Source organism: Anaerobutyricum hallii DSM 3353, assembly GCF_000173975.1.
GTDB classification, from domain to species: Bacteria; Bacillota; Clostridia; order Lachnospirales; family Lachnospiraceae; genus Anaerobutyricum; species Anaerobutyricum hallii.
The window spans coordinates 57,953-79,632 of record NZ_ACEP01000011.1; the positions used below are offsets into that span (position 1 = coordinate 57,953).

General features: G+C 36.3%; 23 protein-coding genes. 22 read left to right on the top strand and 1 reads right to left on the bottom strand.

The window, feature by feature from the left end; all coding sequences use genetic code 11:
• Positions 1-80 precede the first annotated feature (80 nt).
• Positions 81-1,133 carry a fibronectin type III domain-containing protein gene (locus EUBHAL_RS00905; protein WP_005343641.1) on the top strand — a complete coding sequence of 351 codons (1,053 nt, stop codon included), beginning with the start codon at positions 81-83 and terminating at the stop codon, positions 1,131-1,133.
• 142 nt (positions 1,134-1,275) lie between these two features.
• Here the strand turns inward: EUBHAL_RS00905 and EUBHAL_RS00910 are convergent, their stop codons facing one another.
• Positions 1,276-2,040: a DeoR/GlpR family DNA-binding transcription regulator gene (locus EUBHAL_RS00910; protein WP_005343643.1), complete on the bottom strand. Its 765-nt coding sequence runs from the start codon at positions 2,038-2,040 to the stop codon at positions 1,276-1,278.
• 211 nt (positions 2,041-2,251) lie between these two features.
• Between EUBHAL_RS00910 and EUBHAL_RS00915 the strand changes: the two genes are divergently transcribed.
• The 21 genes from EUBHAL_RS00915 (at position 2,252) to rsfS (ending at position 21,638) form a co-directional block, all read left to right on the top strand.
• Complete coding sequence (locus tag EUBHAL_RS00915) at positions 2,252-3,997, top strand: NAD(P)/FAD-dependent oxidoreductase (protein WP_005343645.1); 1,746 nt, start codon at positions 2,252-2,254, stop codon at positions 3,995-3,997.
• Positions 3,998-4,008: 11 nt separating this feature from the next.
• On the top strand, positions 4,009-5,541 hold the full coding sequence (locus tag EUBHAL_RS00920) for an FGGY-family carbohydrate kinase (protein ID WP_005343647.1): 1,533 nt from the start codon (positions 4,009-4,011) through the stop codon (positions 5,539-5,541).
• Between the two features lie 37 nt (positions 5,542-5,578).
• Complete coding sequence (locus EUBHAL_RS00925) at positions 5,579-7,006, top strand: FAD-binding oxidoreductase (RefSeq protein ID WP_022169545.1); 1,428 nt, start codon at positions 5,579-5,581, stop codon at positions 7,004-7,006.
• A gap of 68 nt (positions 7,007-7,074) precedes the next feature.
• Positions 7,075-8,562, top strand: coding sequence for an FGGY family carbohydrate kinase (locus EUBHAL_RS00930; RefSeq protein WP_005343650.1), 1,488 nt, complete (start codon positions 7,075-7,077; stop codon positions 8,560-8,562).
• 68 nt (positions 8,563-8,630) lie between these two features.
• Positions 8,631-9,347, top strand: coding sequence for a hypothetical protein (locus EUBHAL_RS00935; protein WP_005343651.1), 717 nt, complete (start codon positions 8,631-8,633; stop codon positions 9,345-9,347).
• Between the two features lie 2 nt (positions 9,348-9,349).
• The gene (locus EUBHAL_RS14560) at positions 9,350-10,282 is read left to right on the top strand and encodes an electron transfer flavoprotein subunit alpha/FixB family protein (RefSeq protein WP_022169547.1); all 933 of its coding nucleotides are present in this window, start codon (positions 9,350-9,352) and stop codon (positions 10,280-10,282) included.
• 206 nt (positions 10,283-10,488) lie between these two features.
• Complete coding sequence (locus EUBHAL_RS17100) at positions 10,489-10,950, top strand: AAA family ATPase (RefSeq protein WP_005343655.1); 462 nt, start codon at positions 10,489-10,491, stop codon at positions 10,948-10,950.
• Positions 10,951-10,975: 25 nt separating this feature from the next.
• Positions 10,976-11,296, top strand: a complete 321-nt coding sequence (locus EUBHAL_RS17105) for a P-loop NTPase family protein (protein WP_416385945.1) — start codon at positions 10,976-10,978, stop codon at positions 11,294-11,296.
• Positions 11,297-11,298: 2 nt separating this feature from the next.
• Positions 11,299-11,634, top strand: a complete 336-nt coding sequence (locus EUBHAL_RS17110; RefSeq protein ID WP_005343659.1) for a PD-(D/E)XK nuclease domain-containing protein — start codon at positions 11,299-11,301, stop codon at positions 11,632-11,634.
• Positions 11,635-11,761: 127 nt separating this feature from the next.
• Entirely contained in the window at positions 11,762-13,648 is a 1,887-nt protein-coding gene (locus tag EUBHAL_RS00950) for a TIGR03960 family B12-binding radical SAM protein (protein WP_005343661.1), read from the top strand.
• Complete coding sequence (locus EUBHAL_RS00955; RefSeq protein WP_005343662.1) at positions 13,608-14,369, top strand: TIGR03936 family radical SAM-associated protein; 762 nt, start codon at positions 13,608-13,610, stop codon at positions 14,367-14,369. Before EUBHAL_RS00950 ends, EUBHAL_RS00955 begins: the two co-directional genes overlap by 41 nt.
• 261 nt (positions 14,370-14,630) lie before the next feature.
• Positions 14,631-15,287 (top strand): 3D domain-containing protein, encoded by a 657-nt coding sequence (locus EUBHAL_RS14580; protein WP_005343665.1) that lies wholly within the window; start codon positions 14,631-14,633, stop codon positions 15,285-15,287.
• A gap of 179 nt (positions 15,288-15,466) precedes the next feature.
• On the top strand, positions 15,467-16,678 hold the full coding sequence (locus tag EUBHAL_RS00965) for a ribonuclease E/G (RefSeq protein WP_005343667.1): 1,212 nt from the start codon (positions 15,467-15,469) through the stop codon (positions 16,676-16,678).
• A 247-nt stretch (positions 16,679-16,925) separates the two neighbouring features.
• On the top strand, positions 16,926-17,234 hold the full coding sequence (rplU, locus tag EUBHAL_RS00970; protein ID WP_005343669.1) for a 50S ribosomal protein L21: 309 nt from the start codon (positions 16,926-16,928) through the stop codon (positions 17,232-17,234).
• A 58-nt stretch (positions 17,235-17,292) separates the two neighbouring features.
• Positions 17,293-17,619 carry a ribosomal-processing cysteine protease Prp gene (locus tag EUBHAL_RS00975; RefSeq protein WP_005343671.1) on the top strand — a complete coding sequence of 109 codons (327 nt, stop codon included), beginning with the start codon at positions 17,293-17,295 and terminating at the stop codon, positions 17,617-17,619.
• A 5-nt stretch (positions 17,620-17,624) separates the two neighbouring features.
• The gene (gene rpmA, locus EUBHAL_RS00980; RefSeq protein ID WP_005343674.1) at positions 17,625-17,906 is read left to right on the top strand and encodes a 50S ribosomal protein L27; all 282 of its coding nucleotides are present in this window, start codon (positions 17,625-17,627) and stop codon (positions 17,904-17,906) included.
• Positions 17,907-18,131: 225 nt separating this feature from the next.
• Positions 18,132-19,421: a GTPase ObgE gene (obgE, locus tag EUBHAL_RS00985; RefSeq protein ID WP_005343675.1), complete on the top strand. Its 1,290-nt coding sequence runs from the start codon at positions 18,132-18,134 to the stop codon at positions 19,419-19,421.
• Positions 19,422-19,448: 27 nt separating this feature from the next.
• A complete protein-coding gene (gene yhbY / locus EUBHAL_RS00990; protein ID WP_005343677.1) occupies positions 19,449-19,736 on the top strand; it encodes a ribosome assembly RNA-binding protein YhbY in 288 nt (95 codons plus the stop codon).
• A 21-nt stretch (positions 19,737-19,757) separates the two neighbouring features.
• Complete coding sequence (gene nadD, locus EUBHAL_RS00995; protein ID WP_005343678.1) at positions 19,758-20,402, top strand: nicotinate-nucleotide adenylyltransferase; 645 nt, start codon at positions 19,758-19,760, stop codon at positions 20,400-20,402.
• A gap of 2 nt (positions 20,403-20,404) precedes the next feature.
• The gene (gene yqeK / locus EUBHAL_RS01000; RefSeq protein ID WP_005343680.1) at positions 20,405-20,974 is read left to right on the top strand and encodes a bis(5'-nucleosyl)-tetraphosphatase (symmetrical) YqeK; all 570 of its coding nucleotides are present in this window, start codon (positions 20,405-20,407) and stop codon (positions 20,972-20,974) included.
• A 310-nt stretch (positions 20,975-21,284) separates the two neighbouring features.
• Complete coding sequence (gene rsfS / locus EUBHAL_RS01005) at positions 21,285-21,638, top strand: ribosome silencing factor (protein WP_005343683.1); 354 nt, start codon at positions 21,285-21,287, stop codon at positions 21,636-21,638.
• Positions 21,639-21,680: the final 42 nt, after the last annotated feature.

Below are 21,680 nucleotides of genomic sequence, written 5' to 3' on the forward strand. Positions count from 1 at the left end.
AGCTGGCTGAAAAAGAAAGATGCAACCTTTTTCATCAGAATCAAACATTTATCAAAATATATAATTCTCGTGACGAACTGATGTACAGCGAAGCCGCTACACAGTATAAAGGCGAGAACATATGGAATAGGGGTTCAAAAACTTTAACAAGCGGTACATATTATGTACAGATAGCTAATAGGGGTGCTTATTATCCGGCAACATTTATGTTTAACCTAAACGGTCACAACTGGATCTCTGCTAACAAAGTTACCTGTTCACAGAGTGCAATCCAGCTTTCCGATATAGGTAAGAAAAAGGTGATCGCACAGACTGTACCGGCAAATTCCGATGATAAGATTGTTTCGGTATATGACCATCTTACCGGAAAGACGTGGGACTGGTATAATTCGAATAAAGTTGATTATGACGGAATTCCATCTTCTGCTACTGCACCGGGCAAACATAAATGGATCACTTTTAAGACTACTAACGGAAAGACATTTACCACCTATGTAATCAGTCCGGCAGAGAAATTGAAAAAGCCTCGGGTAGCTACCGGTTATAATTCTGCAAAGTTCTGGATTGATTATCCAAATAAGCTGCAGACTTCTGTAAGGATTCAGGTTTTAAAGAAAGGAAAATGGACGACAGCAAAAACGATAGGATACTTCTCCTGTGGCAACAGTAATCCAGTGACAATCAAAGGATTAAAACCTCTGACGAATTATAAGTTCCGTGTACAGGCTTATGCAAACGGTATGACAGGAACGCCATCCAATATCGTAACAATGAAGACCGGCTCTAAAGTAAAACCAGCGGTAAAGTCTATAAAAATCGTACAGAGGAAAAAGGTAACCGTTAAGGGCTGGTGGCGCAAACACTGGGTTGGCGGACACATTTCACGTTATGAATGGGTACCACCGTATACCTATACGAAGTATAAAGTAAAAGTAACCTTAAAGAAAAAAGTACCGAAAATCGGCGGTATGTGGGTTGCCAATAACTGGGTAAAAGGAAGTAAAAAGAGCTATACCGTATGGGTTCCTAACGGAGCACAAAAGGGTAAGAAGTTAACGATTCGGATTCGTACAGCATTAGGTAAAGGATATGGTAATGGTCCGGAAGTAAAAAAAGTAATAAGAGTTAAGTAGCCTTCTAGAAATCGCCTTTTTCATTTCCCCTATAATAACATAAAAGGAAAAGGCATCTAGAGTCACTTTCCCTATAGAAGAGATTTCATGCACTCGCATGAAATCTCTTCTTTTATTAATTTCTATAGGATTTATGACTTCTTTATTTAGCAATAATGATTTCTATCCCCTGTAAACGCAATGCCTCAATAAAAGCCGGGTCAGCATCCTCATCTGTAATCAAAATATCATTTTTCCTTAATTTTGCTACATTAATAAAATTATGTTTTCCTAATTTGGTTGAATCGATTAAAGCAACTAATTTTGTTGTACGTTCCGCTAAATGTTTATAAATACCAAATTCAGCCGGTCCACGATGAAAAAGATGTCCCTCTTGATCTACTGTCGATGCAGATATAAATGCCATATCAAACCAAAAATTTTTTAATGTATTTTCAGCAATCGTCCCAGATGCTCCTAATATGTGCTTTGTAATTTCACCGCCAATCATAAAAATCTCTACCTCACTTCGATTATTGAGCTGATTCACAACAGTGATAGAATCTGTAACAACATACAAACGATTTGTATTATCAATATAAGAAGAGAGATAATCAAGAGTAGAACCTGCACCGATAAATATTCGTTGCCCATTCTTTAAAAGCATGGCGGCTTCTTTACCTATTTTTTCTTTTTTTTCTGCTTCTATGTTTAGGCGAACCCCAAAAGGTTTATCTCTTAATATATCCGTTTTTGTCATTTCTGCACCACCATGGATTCGAACTAATTCTCCATTTTCTTCAAGAAATTCCAAATCTCTTCTTATTGTTTTAGGTGTTACAGAAAAATACTCACTAAGATTATGTACGTTCACTTTTCCCTTTTCTTTTAATATTTCTAATATTTGTTCCTGCCGATGATTCTTCATATAAATAAGCACCCTTTTCTTAATTTTTTCCTTATTATAACACAATTATACATAAAACAAGAAACAAATTTGTAAGAGATTTATGTCCTGTTTGTTACAAGAAAGATATACAATCGGACATATCGGAAATATTTATTGACAAAACGGACATTTTTTCTTATAATAATAGACATAACGAACAACACTAATTGAAAGACAAAGAGGGATTTTTATGAATACGTTAAATAGGAGGATAAATGAAAAAGTAAAAGATAAGTTTCCCGAATTGAATATTGAGATAAGAATTAATGAAAGGAATATTGCAACAGTATCGGGAGAATGTGAAACATGGGAGCAATTGATTGATGTAGGACATTTTGTTGCAGAAGATGCAAAAATTAAGAATGTTGTCAGTGAAATGACGGTAAAAGGTCTGACTATTACACCGCAGGACTATGCATCTATGGCAAAAGAGGGTAGAAAAAAAGGTATCATTCAAAAAACAGATGTCGTCATCATCGGTGCAGGTGTTATCGGTTGTGGAATTGCTAGAGAGTTATCAAAATATGATTTTCATTGTATTGTTGTAGACAAAGAAAATGATGTCTCTGTGGGTGCATCAAAAGCAAATAATGGAAACATTCATCCAGGACATGCCGTGAAAAAGGGAACATTAAAACATAAACTCAATATTTTAGGAAATCGTATGTACGATGAATGGGCTAAAGATTTACAGTTTGAATTTCAGCGAAATGGGCTAATGTACATTGCCTGGGAAGAAGAATATCTTCCGGCCTTGAAAAGGCGATATACGAAAGGCTTAGAAAATGGAGTAGATGGTATACGGTATATTTCGGGTGAAGAAGCAATGGCTATCGAACCTGAACTTAAAAAATTAGATAATCCCCCAATTGCAGCCGTTTGGCTTCCTAGTTTGGCACATGTAGAACCTTATGAAGTAACAATTGCTTTGGCTGAAAATGCTGCTGAAAATCAAGTGAAATTTATGTTAAACACAAAAGTATGTGACATTGTACACGACGGACGAATACAAGCAGTGGTTACGAGTAGAGGAGTCATAGAAACCAAATATGTAATCAATGCTGCCGGAGTTTACGCTGACGATATTTCTCGAATGGCAGGGGATGTTTCTTATACCATACATCCAAGAAAAGGAACGATTGTCCTTCTTGACAAAGCAAAGACATATCCTTATAAACCACAATTAGGTTTTGTCAGTAATAAATTAGAGAACCGAATGATGAATGTAAAAAACAAAGAATCTAAAGGCGGCGGATGTTGTAAAACACCGGAAGGTAATTATCTTTTAGGACCGTCTGCAAAAGAAGTATGGAACAAAGAAGATACCTCGTGCGATGCAGAAGGAATCGCCTATGCTTTAAGTTGTTGCCAACATAAAGGAGTAGGGGAAAAAGATGTTATTCGTTCTTTTGCGGGAGTACGGGCAGCAGATTTTAAGGAAGATTTTATTATAGAAAAATCAGAAGTCACTTCCGGATTGATTCATGTAGCGGGTATACAATCACCGGGACTTAGTGCTGCACCGGCTATTGCTAAAATGGTTGAAAATATTCTTTTAGAAGAAATGAAGAAAGAAGGTATGTCTTATAAAAGAAAAAAAAATTATCAACCATATCGTCCAAAGCGCAGGGTATTTCGAAAATTAAGCTTGGAAGAACAAAATAAGTTAATCAAAGAAAATCCCGATTATGGACAAATTGTATGTCGATGTGAATTCATTACTAAAGGAGAAATTTTAGATGCTATAGACAGTCCTGTAGTTCCAACATCTGTCGATGCAATAAAAAGAAGAACCCGGGCAGGTATGGGAAGATGTCAAGGAGGATTTTGTCTTCCTGTGGTACTTCAGATTTTAGCACAAGCCCAACAACAAGATTGTACAGAAATTGATTTTACAGCAAAAGATACAAACATTTTAGAAAAAATAAAAAATTAGAGGTACGGAGTATGGCAGAGGAATATGTAATTGGTATTGATAGTGGAACACAAAGTACAAGGGCAATTTTATTTAATTTAAAAGGTGAAAAAATTGCCAGTGCATCAGCTACACATCCGGCATTGATGACTGACGAAAGAGGATTGATTGTCCATGATTATCAAGATGTTTATCAAGGTCTTTGTACAGCTTGTCAAATATTGATAGAAAAAATAAAGAAAAATTCCGAAACTGCAACAGGAACAATTAAAGCTATTGGCATTGCAGCACAAAGAGCTACCGTATTTTTTCTGGATAAAGAAGGGCAACAACTATGCCGTCCAATCAGTTGGATGGATCGAAGTTGGCAATCAAATGAAAAATATAGTGATAAATGGAAAGACAATTTAGATGCATGGCAATATTTTCTTGTAAATTATTCCAGAATGAATTGGATGCAGAGAGAGTACCCCGATATATTTGAAAAAGTAGAAAAATATTTCACTACTTCTGGATATATTCATTATAAACTTACGGGCGAATTTGCGGATTCTTTAGGAAATAATCTTGGTATGCCTGTAGACAGAGAACATTGGAATTTATATCAAGATTCTGCTGTTTATGAAGGAATGGCTATTACTCGTAGTCAATTGGCTACTTTTCGAAATCCTGGAGAAATTATTGGAACGATAACAAACAAAGCAGCAAAAGAAACAGGACTTCCTGTTGGTTGTCCGGTAGTTGCCGGGGCTGGAGATAAACAATGTGAAATCTTAGGAAGTGGAACATTAAATAAAGGTCAAGCTTACATCACGATGGGAACGATGACCGGTCTTAATCTTGTTGATGACCAATATATTGCAGATGAATATAAGGTAACGAAACATCGTACTTATACTGCTGCTGTTCCAGGATTCTGGAATGCGGAGGCAGTTTCTCCCAGAGGCTTTTGGCTAATATCTTGGTTTCGGGATAACTTTGCAAAAAATCTAAACAAAGATAATCCGAAAAAAACAATTGAACAACTTTTAGATGAAGAGGCCATACATATTTCTCCTGGTGCAGAGGGATTGATTACAATTCCTGATTGGAAAAGTACATGGGATAAACCATATGCCAAGGGTATATTTATGGGATTTGATATGCGGCATGGACGGGCACATATGTTTCGCTCCCTTCTAGAAGGAATTATGATGCAATTGAAAATCGGTACAGATGATATGTGCCATTCTACCAATCGAGAAATTAAAGAACTTCGTGTCGGTGGAGGTGGGAGTAAAAGTTATGTGGCTGTTCAGGCAATCGCAGACATCTTTAATCTCTCCGTAAAAAAATCGGAAGAACCAGAAACTTGTTCTCTTGGTGCTGCAATTTGTGCTGCAGTAGGTGCAGGATGTTTTCCTGATTTTTATGCTGCGGCAAAGGCAATGGGACAAAATCATACAGAATTTCTTCCTTCAACTGAAAATCATAAATTATATCAGGAATTGATGGAAGAAATTGTTAATCCATATTATAAAATCAATGAACAGCTGTTAAAAAAATTACAGCAGATTATTTCTTAATATCACAAATTTGAAACAAAAACAGGAGGAAAAGATTATGCAACAAAAAAAAATCATCAAGGAATTACAAGAAATTGTCGGAAAGGATAAAGTTATTACTGATGAAGAAAGTATTGCTTTAGCATCACGCGATTATATCGGATTTCGTAGATACCATCGCTCTGATGGAAAAAACTGGGCACCACATGCTATGTGCGTCATTAAACCTAAAAATACAGATGAAGTATCAAAAGTTCTGTCCTTCCTTAATGAAAATCATATTGATGTAGTTCCAAGAACTGGCGGTTCTAGCGTAACAATGAGTATTGAACCAGCAGAAGGTGGTGTAATTATTGATGGATGTGATATGTGTGATATTTTAAATATCGATAAAAAAAATCATATTGTTACAGCACAATGTGGAACTCCTTTGGAATATCTGGAAGAACAACTAAATAAACAAGGATATACTACAGGACATTATCCGCAATCTCTTCCTTTAGCCAGCTTGGGTGGATTAACAGCAACAAGAAGCATAGGGCAGTTTTCTACATTATATGGAGGAGTAGAAGATTGTATTATCGGTCTTGAAGCTGTACTTGCAGATGGAAGTGTTGTACGAATTAAAAATGTTCCAAGACGTTCTACAGGACCAGATTTACGACATATTTTTATAGGGTCAGAAGGAACAATGGGATTTATTACAGAAGTTTCTATGAAACTTTATGAATACCATCCGGAAAACCGCTGGATGCATGCATATGGTGTTATTGGAATGCAAAAAGGACTGGATTTTATCCGAGAAATTATGGTTAGCGGATATAAACCTGCCGTGGTACGTCTTCATGATGAATATGAAGTACAGGAATTAATGGGTGCTCCGGCTCCAGAAGGTTATGCTATGCTTTTATTTATCGCAGAAGGACCAAAAGCAATTGCGGATGTTACAGGAGAAGCCATACAATCGCTGGCAGAAAAATATGAATTTCTTGATTTAGGCACAGAACCGGTAGAGGTATGGTTAAAGACTAGAAATGACAGCTGTGCAAATATTGATAAAAATACAAGATACTTAAAAGGAATCGTTTCTGATACTACAGAAATTTCTGGAAATTGGGATGTAATCGGAAAAATATATGAAGGAATTATTTCTCGAATCAATGAAGAAATCGAAAATATTACTTTTGTAGGGGCACATTCTTCTCATAGCTATTTGAATGGAACAAATATTTACTGTCGTTTTATTTTCCAGGCGGACAAGGGGGTAGATTATGTACAAGAAGATTATATGAAGATTGTAACAATTATTATGGAAGAAACATTGAAATATGGAGGAAGTATTGCACATCATCATGGTTCCGGAAAGTATAGAACGAAATGGATGCCGCAAGAACATGGCTCATCGTATGAATTAATGTATCGCTTAAAAGATGCGATGGATCCAAATGGAATTCTAAATAAAGGAGATTTACTGGTAGAGAAATAGATATTATCCAGTGTTATCTTCCAAGAAACACATTGTCATTTTTACTTAACACAAAAGGAGAAGGAATTATGAGTAAGTATATTATGGTAATTGATGAGGGGACAACAGGAACAAGAGGCATTTTATTTGATAAAGAATTTAAAATTGTATCACAAGATTATCAGGAGCTAATCCAATATACACCGGATAATATACGTGTAGAACACGATGCTTCAGAAATCTATAACAAATCTGTGGAAGTATGTAAGGGTGCTATGCAAAAAATTGGAGCAACAGCAGAGGATATTTCCTGTATTGGTATCGCTACACAGAGAAATACCTGTGTAATCTGGGATAAGAATACCGGAGAACCTTTGTATCATGCTATTGTCTGGCAAGACACCCGAACAGGTGATGTAGCAGAAAAATTAAAAGAAAATGGTGGAGAAGAAAAGATTTTGCGGGAAACTGGAAAAGTCATTGCACCTCATAATAATGGATTAATTTTAAAATGGTGTATGGAAAATGTTCCAGAAGTTAAAGAAGCAATCGAAAAAGAAACCGCATTATATGGTACAATGGATACATGGCTGATCTGGAAATTAACAGAGGGTAAAACTCATGCGGTTGCTTGTTCTAATGCTTCTAGCAGTGGATGTGTTAATGTACAAAAAGGTGTCTGGAATGAAGAATTTATTCAAAACCTTGGCGTACCTTTGAAGCTATTTCCTACTATTGCTTCCGAAGCTTCTGAATATGGTGTGACTAAAGTTTTTGGCAAAGAGATTCCAATTACCGGAGCAATCGCTGATCAGCAATCTGCTCTTTTTGCACAGGGTTGTCTGGAAGCAGGAACTATGAAATGTACGAATGGTACAGGTAGTTTTATGGATATTACTATCGGTAATACCTGTAAGATTGCCTCTGGTGGAGTAGATAACTTGATTGCATGGAAACTAAATGATACTTTAACATATATGGTAGAAGGATTTGTTTCTGTCACCGGTTCTGCGGTACAATGGCTTAGAGATGGTCTTAAGATTATTCGTTCTTCTGGCGAAATTGAGGCTCTGGCAGCTTCTGTTCCAGATACCAATGGTGTGTATTTTGTTCCGGCTCTTGTAGGATTGACCTCCCCACATAATGATCCATCTGCCAGAGGAACCATTATCGGTATTACAAGAGGAACTACCGATGCACACATTGCCAGAGCAACATTAGAGTGTATTGCTTTTGGTATTAAAGATATTCTTGATGTTGTAGAAAAGGAATGTGAAGTAAAAATTGATCGCATTAATGTAGATGGAGGTGCGTCACAAAATAATCTTCTTCTTCAAATGTTAGCTGATTACTGTAATGCAGATGTGGCAAGACCAGATACATTGGAGGCAACAGCACTTGGAGCAGCTTTAATGGCAGCTTTAAGTATTAATCAAATTTCTCTGGAAGATGTAAAGCATATATTAACACCAGATGCTGTATTCCATCCACAAATGGACGCAACATTACGAGAAGAAAGATACAGTATATGGAAAGAAGCCGTTGACCGTTCACTAAAATGGATAAAATATGCATAACTTTAAAAAGCTCTGTATATATCCAATGAATTGTGGTGAGATTAATGAAAATATTAAATTGTTGTCTAATGGAAGCAGAATATAATAGTATTCCCGATGATGTATGGGAGAGAGAGGAGGAATACCTTCGTTTTCTTCCATATATCGGATATGAAAAAAATAGCTATGATGAAATAGGATTAGAATTAGTGCGAAGAATTTTAGAATCGAATCCTACCATAGTTGCTGATGTTTTGTTTATGACAAAAGAAAATATCAAAAAAGAATTTCAAAATTTAAAAGCACATGGTTTTCATGAAATTTTTCAATATATCCCTAAAGGAAATGCGGACTTTATAGAAGTTTTTAAACAACATTGTAAAGAACAGGGAAATGTAGATGTGGTCATTGTCGGACAGGAAAGCTCATCCCGAAGAAATGGAACTACAGGTCCCCAGATTGCGGAATTTATGCATTATCCTTGTATTACCAATGTAGTTGATTTTCATATAGAAAATAATACAGATATTTGGATTAAAAGAAACACCGATGAAGCGATTATTACAGCTACCGTAAAAACGCCTGTAGTATTAATAATTGGTGAAGCACCGGATGTTCGTTTAAAAACACCAAGAAGAAAAGATAAACTACCTTTCCTTCAGCAACTTCCTCATCAAAAATGTTGGGAAAAGGAATTGGAAGAAGAGAAAATAATATTTTCTCTTCGGCAACATAAGAGAAACTGTCAATTTATTTCTGTAAAAGAATGGAATCAATTTTTAAAAAACAGGGAAGGAGGAAATTAGTTATGTCTATTTCAGTAATAATTTTTGGTGAGAAAACAACTTTAAACCATGAAATTAAGGCCGTTTCCTCTTTTTTAGCTGATGCATTTACAGAAAAACAACTTTTAAAAATGAAGATAGATTTCTTCATTTTTATACCGAAACAACAACTTCCTAAAAAGGTTAATGCTCCGAAAAATATAAATTTTTATTATATATTTTTACCGGAAAATGCAGATGATACCTCTATATTAGATGTCATAAAAGATTATAACCGAATCAATGCATACGATTATATCTTTTTTGGAACTACAGTTTATGCTAGAAGTTTTGCTGTAAAATATGCAATTCAAGAAAAAACACATTTAGCAACTAATATAAAAGGGAGCTTTTTCTCGGAAACAGTAAAAACCTGGGAAAAAGATATTTTTCTTGGTAATATTTCCAAAGCAATTCCTGTAACAAATCATAGGATAATTACTCTTGCAAAAAATATTCCGGCTACATACGATGAAGTTTGTTATCCAGCGTGGAAAGCAATTCCCGTAGAAATACAGTCCAATGACTATATAACTGCATATACAAAGGAAAATAAAAATATTGTAGTTGGATGGGAGCAGGCAGAAAAAATCATTGTTATTGGAAATGGTGTAGATAAAAATGGATATCCTCTCATTGAGCAATTTGCAAAACAAATTAATGCTGAAATTGCAGGAACCAGACGAGCAGTAGAAAATGGTCTGCTTCCTGTAGAACGAATGATTGGAATTTCCGGAAAATCTATCTCACCAAAACTTTGCATTGTTATTGGGGCTTCAGGCCTAGCCGCTTTTGTTAAAGGAATAGAAAAAAGTGAATGTATCGTTTCTATCAACTCGGATAAAGATGCCTTGATTTTTAAATATGCCGATTACGGTATTATAGGGCACTATCAGGAGGTTATAACAGTAACATAGTTATCTTTTCAACAATACCGAGGTATTCTTACTGTAAGATGCACATCATGCATTGCATGATGTGCATCTTCTCAATTTTATATACATTCAGGAAGCAGATTGCAAATAATCTGAATTAAATTTCGTTCGTAAATAAAATACATTGAAAATTTACGAATCCCTTAGTATACTAGTTTTAACAAAAGATTTTTGAGAGGAGGTTTACTATGGGAATTTATTTGAATCCGGGAGATACATCTTTTCAAGGAAGTTTACGTTCAAAAATTTATGTAGATAAAAGTGGTTTAATAGCCAAAACAAATGATGTTATATGTACAGAGCAAAAATATGTTTGTGTCAGTAGGCCAAGACGTTTCGGAAAATCAATGGCAGCAAATATGCTGGCTGCTTATTATGATACGGCAGAAGATACCTCTGAACTTTTTGATAATTTATTTATACAGAACTGTCCTTCTTATCAGAAACACAAAAATAAGTATGATGTTATTAAAATAAATATGCAAGAATTTTTAAGTGCAACACACGATATAGACGAAATGCTTGCTATTTTACAAAAAAGGGTAATAAAGGAATTAAAATTGAAATATCCAGATTATGTAGATAACGAGTATCTTGTATTTGTAATGCAGGATATTTTTATGCATACAAATCATCCGTTTGTTATATGATAAAGATTATGTAGCACTGGCATATATGACGGGAATTTTACCGATTAAAAAGTACGGTTCTCATTCGGCACTAAATATGTTTGCAGAGTATTCTATGACAAATCCCAGAGAAATGACGGAATTTTTTGGTTTTACAGAAAAGGAAGTTTATGAATTATGTAAACAATATAAACGAAACTTCGAAGAAACAAAAGTTTGGTATGATGGCTACAGACTTACCAGAACGAAAGAACGTCTGCTACAAATTTATTCTATGTACAACCCAAAATCTGTAGTTGATGCCATGATTAGCACAATGGATTGGACAGAAGTAATGGAATCGGTGAGTGCGTCTGCTGTACGATAACATTGGCTTTTTACTTCGCAAGAGAGTATTACACACTTATAAAAGAGCTTCCTACTGGTAAGGGATTTGCAGATATTTGTTTTCTCCCAAGAGGGCTATATATGGATAAACCTGCAATGATTATTGAGTTAAAATGGGATAAAAATGTACAGGGAGCAATTGCCCAGATTGAAGACAAGAAATATACCGATGCTTTGAAAGATTATCATGGAAATATTCTTCTTGTGGGAATTAACTATAATAAAAAGACGAAAGAACATACTTGCATTATAAAAAAGAAGTGCTTTGATTTTTTTAGTCCACATACTTTTAAGGAGTCTGGAATTTGCAAAAAGTGAATTTTTTTGATATTATAGAAAAACTGACGCATAAATTTGTTTAAATTCACATTAAAAATCACTTAAATATTAAAATTTAAGCAAATATATGTTTTGTGAAAAATAAACAATAACGAAAGGAAAATGTATGAATAATTTAGCATTAAGTGATGAAATATTGCTAAAAATAGAGAAGCCAGTACGCTATATTGGGAATGAAGTAAACATGGTAAGGAAGGACCCGGAAGGGAAAATAAGGTTTGCGATGTGCTTCCCGGATGTGTACGAAATCGGCATGTCCCATCTTGGGATGAAGATTATTTACGATCAAATGAACCGCAGGGATGATGTATACTGTGAGCGTGTATTTTCACCGTGGGTTGACCTCGATAAAGTCATGCGTGAGGAAAATATACCTCTTTTTGCCTTAGAAAGTCAAGACCCTGTATTTATGTTTGATTTTCTGGCGGTTACGATTCAGTATGAAATGTGCTACACTAATATTTTGCAGATACTTGATTTAAGTCAGATTGGCATTTATGCGAAAGATAGAAGAGAAGATGCTCCATTTGTTATTGGCGGTGGCCCTTGTACTTATAACCCAGAGCCTTTGGCGGATTTCTTTGATATGTTTTATATTGGAGAGAGTGAAACCGTATATTATGACCTTATGGATTTATATAAAGAACATAAGAAGAACGGCGGCAACCGTAAAGAATTTTTAAGAAAGGCTTCCCACATTCCAGGAATTTATGTGCCATCTCTTTATGAGACAACTTATAACGAAGATGGAACAATTGCTTCTTTTGAGCCGCTTTATGAAGATGTTCCAAGAACGATTTTAAAACAGGTGCAGATGGATCTTACGAACACATTTTATCCTGAGAAACAGATTGTTCCATACATTAAGGTAACACAGGACCGCTGTGTTCTTGAAATCCAGCGTGGATGTACAAGAGGCTGTCGTTTCTGTCAGGCGGGAATGATTTATCGTCCATTAAGAGAGCGCTCTCTTCCAATGTTAGAAGAACTTGCTGCTAAGGGAATTAAAGGAACTGGAAATGACGAGATTTCTTTAAGCTCTTTAAGTTCCAGTGATTACAGCCATTTACCGGAACTTTGCAATTATCTGATTGATAACTACCGTTCTAAGAATATTAATATTGCATTACCTTCTCTTCGAATTGATGCTTTTTCATTAGATGTTATGAGTAAAGTACAAGATGTGCGAAAGAGCAGCCTTACTTTTGCACCAGAAGCTGGGACGCAGAGAATGCGTGATGTAATTAATAAGGGACTTACCGAAGAAGTAATTCTTCACGGTGCGATGGAGGCGTTTAAAGGTGGCTGGAGCAAGGTAAAGCTTTACTTTATGATGGGACTTCCTACAGAAACGGAAGAAGATATTAAGGGTATTGCTCATCTTGCAGAGAAAATCGCGATGAATTATTACAGCATGGATGCCGAGTACCGTCATGGACGTATTTCCGTAGGTGCAAGTGCTTCTTTCTTCGTTCCAAAGCCATTTACCCCATTCCAGTGGGCTTCTATGTGTGAGGAGGACGAATACAAAACAAAGGCACATATCGTAAATGATGAATTTAAGATTCAGCATAATCACCGCAGTCTTTCTTTCAAATGGCATGATGCCAAAACGACCGTATTAGAGGGTATCCTTGCCCGTGGTGACCGCCGTATCGGCAAGGTTATTTACGATGTTTATAAAAAAGGCTGTATTTATGATGCCTGGACAGAATTTTTCAACTATGAAGCCTGGATGGAAACAATGGAAGAGAATGGTCTTGACTATCATTTCTACACAACAAGAAAAAGAGAACTTGACGAAATCTTCCCGTGGGATTTCATTGACATTGGTGTAACAAAAGAATTTTTAAAACGTGAATGGAATAACGCAATGGCAGAAAAGGTAACACCAAACTGCCGTCAGAAGTGTTCCGGCTGCGGAGCTGCAAAATTTGGAGGAGGTGTCTGCTATGAAAGTAAGAGTAAAATGGGCGAAAACAGGTGTTCTTAAATTTATAGGACATCTCGATGTACAGAGATATTTTCAAAAAGCATTAATGCGTGCAGAACTGCCAGTTTCTTTTTCTAAAGGTATGAGCCCTCATCAAATTATGAGTTTTGCCGCCCCATTAGGACTTGGCATGACCAGTGAAGGCGAATATGCGGATATTTCTTTTGACTGGACTTACAGTAGCGAGGAGATGCTTTCCCGTATCAATGCGGTAATGAATGAGGGGATTTCTGTCCTTGAATTTAAGGAAATTGATGAGAAAGAGAAAAACTGTATGGCAGTAACGGCTGCGGCAGATTATCTTGTGACATTCCGTGAGGGATATTATTACAAAGATGCATTTTTAAAACGCACACAGCCTTTTTCTATGCAGGAAAAAATTCCTATTGTAAAGAAAACAAAACGTTCTGAAAAAGAAGTAGATATCGCTCCGATGATTCTTGATATTCGTGAATATGAATCAGAACCGCTTCTGCCGGGACTTCCATTAAAACAGGAAGGCATTTTTATGAAACTTGTTACCGGCAGTGCAGAGAACTTAAAGCCACAGCTTGTAATGGAAGCTTTTTGTAAATATCTTGGCTATGATTATGACCCGATGGGATTCCAGTATCACCGTTTGGAAACCTATTTGAAAAAAGATGGAGAACTTCAGCCATTAGGTTCTGTCGGCTGGGAAATTACTGAAGAAAAACATCCAGACGAAGAACAGAAAAACTAGAGCGTGTTTGAAAAATAATTTCTGCAATCTTCATGCAGTAATATATGTGTATTTGTTTACGCACAAAACTATGCTGTATTTTGCAATAAATATATGTATAAATTTTATTTTTTATAGCAATGGTAATAAAGCTTTATTTCAAAATGTTACAAGAATATTAAATGAATTAATATTTTTGTTAAAATAGGGTTAACAAAACGCAACAAGTATGTTATAATACATTTCGTAATAGAAATTGGAAAGACGAAAAGGAGGTCTATTATGAAGTGTAAACAGTATAACATCATTGCAACGTTCATCTTTATGTTAAGCTTTCTCTGCCTTTTCCCGCAGAAAGTTTCTGCACAGCAGACAAAATCGAATAATACACAGGCGAGTGTTCAATCACAAGCTTCTATAAGATTAAATAAAGCTGGTTCCGTTGTAGAGCGAGGCCAGAAAGTGAAGTTAAAAGCCAGAATTTCTAACAGCCGTTCTAAAAAGGTTGTATGGAAGTCCAGCAAAAGAAGAGTAGCAACAGTAAACCGTAATGGACAGGTCATTGCAAGAGGCAAGGGAACTGCAGTAATCACAGCGAAGATTGCAGGAACGAATGTATATGCACAGAGCGTTGTAACGGTAAAGAATTACATAACGATGCGTGTAAGAACAACAGGTTACTGTAATTGCAGAAGCTGTGCCGGAAAGTGGGCAGGATGTGCGACCGCCAGTGGAACAAGACCAAAAGAAAAACGTACTATTGCTGTGGACAAGCGTCTTATTCATCTTGGAACAAAGGTTAAGATTGGTAATATTATTTATACTGCCGAAGATACTGGAAGTGCCATCAAAGGTAAACGAATTGATGTTTATTATGCAAGTCACAGAAAAGCTACAGCACATGGTGTAAAATACCAGAAGATTAAAGTATATATTTAAAAATAATCTAATCCTTATACTAACAAAGAGATCGGTGAATGTTATTCATCGGTCTTTTTGTTAGTATAACAGCAATAATACGAAGCAATCGTTCAGCTTTTATATATTTTTCTATATAAAAAAGCTGCCTATGAGACAACTATAATGCATTACAAGTATAATAAATTGAGGTCAGATACATGGAAATAAAGAAAAATAAATTAGTAATCACAGAAAAAGAGGGAGTCATCTGTTATGGATATTTTCAGGATGGAGTTCCCACAGAACTTTACTGTGAGCCTAAAGAACAGCAGAGCATTCTTGGCAACATTTATGCTGCCCGTGTTGAACGTGTTGCCGAAGGGATTCACGGTGCATTTTTAGAAATAGGAGATAACCAGAAATGTTACTATTCCTTATCAGCAGAACAGCCGGTAAAATTATCACCGGGCCATGAGGATAAGCTTTACGGCGGAGATATTATTTTGGTGCAGATCACAAAAGATGCTGTAAAGACAAAGCTTCCAGTAGGAACGGGTAATATCAGTCTGGATGGTAAATATTTTGTATTCACTCTCACAGATAAACGAACTGGCATTTCAAAAAAAATACGAAATACAGTTGAACGGGAACGGTTAGAAACTCTTCTAAAAAAATATACAAGAGAGGAGTATGGTATTATCGTTCGGACAAATGCAGCAGGCGTTTCAGAAGAGACTCTTACAAAGGAATTAGAATTGCTGCAGTTACGTTATGAAGAACTGATGAGAAAGGCAAAGATTGCTACTGGAAAGACTCTTTTATACAGAGAACCACCTCATTACATTACATTGGGAAAAGAACTTCCGGCAAAAGCACTGGATGAAATTCTTACAGATCATGCAGAAGTTTTTACAGAACTGAAGGAATATTATAAACAGACAAGCGAGTCTGATACAACAAAAATCAGTTTTTATGAAGATACCTATTCTTTATATAATTTATATCGTTTTGCCCATTATTATGAAGAAGCTTACGGAAAGTATATCTGGTTAAAATCCGGAGCAAGCCTGGTTATAGAACATACAGAAGCCATGACTGTTATTGATGTAAATACAGGAAGTGTTCTAAAGAAAAAGAAACAGGAAGATACACTTTTTTACCAGATAAACAGAGAGGCTGCAAAAGAAATCGCCAGACAACTCCGATTAAGAAATATCTCTGGTATTATTATGATTGACTTCATTAATATGAAAGATACGGCGCAAAAAGAAAAACTGCTCTCTTTATTAGACAGCGAATGTAAAAAGGACCGTGTACACTGTAATGTCATTGACATGACCGCACTTAATCTTGTAGAAATGACCAGAAGTAAGGTAAGAAAGCCTCTTCACGAGCAGATTCGATCCTGCATGAAAAATAATAGAAGCTGATGCGTTTGAAATTTGAGTATACAGATTACCTTTTAACTTCCTCCATGCTGTTGTTCTTTTAAGGGATTACAAACTTGAATTAAATGCCAAAAGATTTATGCTTGAAAAAAGAAAAATTAAAAATATTTAAAAAAATGCTTGACAATTAAAGAAATGACTGTTATCATAATAGCCGTATGCCGCACAGTTCGGTATAAGTTTCATAACAGAACACCAAAACTGGCGAGTAATTATTAGGAGGTGCCATATGTACGCTATTATTGCAACAGGTGGTAAACAGTATAAAGTAAGCGAAGGCGACGTAATCAAAGTTGAGAAGCTTGGCGTTGAAGCTGGATCTGCTTATACATTTGACCAGGTTTTAGTAGTAGGCGGAGAAGAGACTAAAGTGGGAGATCCTGTTGTTGCAGGTGCAACAGTAGAAGCTTCTGTAGTTGAAGACGGTAAAGACAAAAAAGTTATCGTTTACAAGTACAAGAGAAAAACAGGCTACCACAAAAAACAGGGTCACAGACAGCCTTATACTAAAGTTAAGATTGAAAAAATTAATGCTTAATTAAGGTTAAGTGAGCAGAACAGACGAGACAGTTTGTTAAACAAAAACTGGTAGAGATATGATTCAGATTACTATCTACAAAAAACCTGATAATCAATATAAAGGATTTCAGGTAATTGGTCATGCTGACAGTGTGGAAGAGGGAGCAGATTTAGTCTGCTGTTCCGTTTCTGTTCTTACGATTAATCTGGTGAATAGTTTAGATACTTTTACGGATGATGAGTTTGAAGTGACAGAACAGGAAGAACTTGGACTTGTTCAGGTTACTTTTAAGAATCCTCTCAGTGACAAAGCATTGTTATTGATGGACTCCTTTGATCTTGGAGTACATTCCATTGAAGAACAGTATGATATCTGGTTAAAAGTTATAACAAGGGAGGTGTAACGACTATGATGAAAATGAACCTTCAATTCTTCGCACATAAGAAAGGTGTTGGTTCCACAAAGAACGGACGTGATTCTGAGTCCAAGAGACTTGGTGCGAAAAGAGCAGACGGACAATTTGTAAAAGCTGGTAACATTCTTTACAGACAGCGTGGTACAAAGATTCATCCAGGCGTTAATGTAGGACGCGGTGGAGATGATACATTATTTGCATTAGTAGATGGTGTAGTACGTTTCGAAAGAAAAGGCAGAGATAAAAAACAGTGCTCTGTACATCCAGTGGCATAGTTAAATCTTGTTTATCAGCGGCTTCAAAGCGTTTTGATTTGAAGCCGCTTTTCTTCTATACTCTTAAAATATCTGTAACTATTCAGTTGAATAATTACAAATATTTCACATTAAAATTCAGTTGGCAGAACCACATAAATTTGGGCTGGTTCTGACAGTTACTTCAAAAATAGAACGACATAAATTTATATAGATTATTTTATTTATAGAAAGGATGTGTATGTAATGTTTGCAGATCGCGCACGCATCTTTATCCGTTCTGGTAAGGGCGGAGATGGACACGTCAGTTTCCGAAGAGAACTTTATGTACCGGACGGAGGTCCAGATGGCGGAGACGGTGGAAAAGGCGGAGACTTAATATTTGTAGTTGACCCCGGATTAAATACATTAGTTGACTACCGACATAAAAGAAAATATTGCGCTGGTGACGGAAAAGAAGGCTCTAAGAAGAGATGTACCGGAGCAAGCGGAGAAGATATGATTTTAAAAGTACCTGCAGGAACAGTTGTAAAAGATGCAGAGACTGGAAAGGTCATCCTTGATATGGCAAACCGTACAGAACCTGTTGTCCTCTTAAAAGGAGGTCGTGGCGGAAAGGGTAATCAGCACTATGCTACAGCTACCATGCAGGCTCCAAAGTACGCACAGCCAGGTCAGAGAGCCAGGGAACTCTGGGTGGATTTAGAGCTTAAAGTAATTGCTGATGTTGGATTGATTGGATTCCCTAATGTCGGAAAGTCTACACTGCTTTCCCGTGTAACAAACGCAAGACCAAAGATTGCGAATTATCACTTCACCACACTCAATCCAAATCTCGGTGTTGTTGACTTAGCAGAAGGCAACGGTTTCGTTATCGCAGATATTCCTGGTATTATTGAAGGAGCTTCTGAGGGTGTTGGACTTGGTTACCAGTTTTTACGTCACATTGAGCGTACAAAGGTAATGATTCATCTTGTGGATGCAGCTTCTGTTGAAGGCAGAGATCCAATTGAGGACATTAAAGCTATCAATAAAGAATTGGAAGCATATAATCCAGAACTGGCAAAGCGTCCACAGGTAATCGCAGCTAATAAGATGGATGCCATGCCAGAAGAGGACAGAGAAGTGATTATCGAAATGTTAGAAGAGGCATTTGCTGATAAAGACATAAAGATTTTCCCTATTTCCGCAGTAAGCGGACAGGGTGTTAAAGAACTTTTATGGTATGTCAACGACCTGTTAAAAGAATTACCAGAAGAACCAATTGAGTTTGATCAGGAATTCTTCTTTGAACTTCAGGAAGAGGATGAGGAAGAATCTATCGTTGTCAAGATGGAAGAGCCAGGTGTATATAGCGTAGAAGGACCTAAAGTAGAGCGTATGCTTGGATACACAAACTTAGAATCTGAAAAAGGATTTGAATTCTTCCAGAAATTCATGAAAGAGAATGGTGTTTTAAAACGTTTAGAGGAACTTGGAATCGAAGAGGGAGATACTGTAAAGTTATATAACCTCGCATTTGATTATTATAGATAGATAAAAGCTATTCAGAAAGGAATTATTATGACAAGCAAACAGAGAGCTTATTTAAAAAGTCTTGCAATGACAATGGACCCTATTTTCCAGATTGGAAAGGCATCTCTTACTCCAGAAGTAATCGAGGGAATCCGTGAGGCGATTGATAAAAGAGAATTAATCAAAGTATCCGTATTAAAAAACTGTTTTGATGACCCAAGAGAAATTGCAGAAGTTCTTGCAGAAAGAACTCGTTCTCAGGTCGTTCAGGTTATCGGAAAGAAAATCGTTTTATATAAACCAGCAAAGGAAAACAGCAAAATCGTATTACCATAAATAATATAATAGGTAAAAGTCATGGCAGAGCATAAAAAAATAGGTATTATGGGAGGAACTTTTAATCCCATTCATTTTGGACATTTATTGTTGGCAGAGACAGCTTTTCATCAGTTTAACCTTGATGAGATTCTGATCATGCCAACAAAGAATCCTTATTATAAGAAGATTTCTAATTCTGTCACAGAAGAAGACAGGGTGGCAATGGTAGAACTTGCGATAGAAGATAATGTGCATTTTCAGCTTTCTAAAGAAGAACTTAACAGAGAGGGAACAACATATACTGTAGAAACCCTTTCTCATCTGACAGTAAAACATCCCGGTTATGAATATTATTTTATTATGGGTGCAGATTCTCTGTATCATATCGAATCCTGGAAAGATCCAGAAAAGATTTTAGAAATGGCAACCATCGTCGTTGCCGGAAGAGCTGGTACGGGAACTTCTTTAAGCAGCCAGATTGAATATATTGAAAATAAATACGATGCAACGATATATCGTTTAAATTCACCGGTACTCGAGATTTCATCTAATGATATCCGCCGCCGTGTCAGAGATGGAGAAAGTATTCGTTATCTTCTTCCTTCAAAAGTAGTTGATTATATTTATGGACATAATCTTTATCAGCCTGATCCACCAGAAGAAGTACAAAAGGAGAATGAGTAGATATGATGTCAATACAGAAAATAAAAGAAGATTTAAAGAAGAAACTATCTTCTAAAAGATATGAACATACAATGGGAGTAGAATATACGAGCACCTGCCTTGCCATGCGATATGGTGCAGATATCGAAAAAGCCCGCTTAGCAGGGCTGCTCCATGACTGTGCTAAATATCTTTCTTCTGAAGAAAAACTTTCTGAATGTGAGCGATATGGAATTCCTGTTTCTGCTTATGAAAGAAAGAATCCTGAACTTCTTCATGCCAAACTTGGCGCCTGTTTTGCGAATGAATTATACGGCGTAACTGACCCGGAAATTCTTTCTGCTATTATCTGGCACACAACAGGCTGCCCGGAGATGTCCTTACTTGATAAAATCGTATTTATTGCAGACTACATGGAAGCCAATCGTAATCAGGCAGAAGATCTTCCAGAAGTAAGAGCACTTGCCTTTAAAGACTTAGATGCCTGTCTGCGTCTTATTTTGGAGGATACGATTGCCTATCTCGCAAAAAAGAAAAGTGTGACAGACCCTATGACACAGAAAACATTTGATTATTATAAAGAAAACAAGTAATTGTCAACTATCAGACACAATAATTTCAAGTCGAACGTCCGTGAGACTTGGCGCGTGATTCTGGTTAGCGAAGCTGACATGTTCCTATCAGAATCACTGCGCATCCTCGCGGAGCGTTTATCTCAGTCGGAGATTGGACTCTCACTGAGACAAATTTGCTATTACTCACCACCTGAAGAGGTGGGAGTCTTCTCGACTGAGATAAAAATTTCTTACTTTAGACAGTGTTTAAAGAATCAATATTCCCGTTTGATAAGACAATTATAATAGATTATAATAAACGGATTATAGTACATGAAAGGATTTATTTATGAACGAATCAAAGAAAATGGCACTTCTTGCTGTAGAGGCATTAGAAGATAAAAAAGCAGAAGACATTACAATTATTGATATTAGTGAAGTATCCGTTCTTGCAGATTACTTTATCATTGCAGATGGTTCTAACCGCAATCAGGTACAGGCTATGGCTGACAGCGCAGAAGAAGCTCTCGGCAAAGCTGGTTACGATGCAAAACAGATTGAGGGATACCAGAGTGCAAACTGGATTCTTATGGACTATAAAGATATTATTGTTCATGTATTTAGTAAGGAAGACCGTGCTTTTTATGATTTAGAGAGAATCTGGAGAGATGGAAAACAGATTACTAAAGAGGATTTACAATAATAATTTGCCACAGGCAAAACAGACGCCCACAAAATGATATAT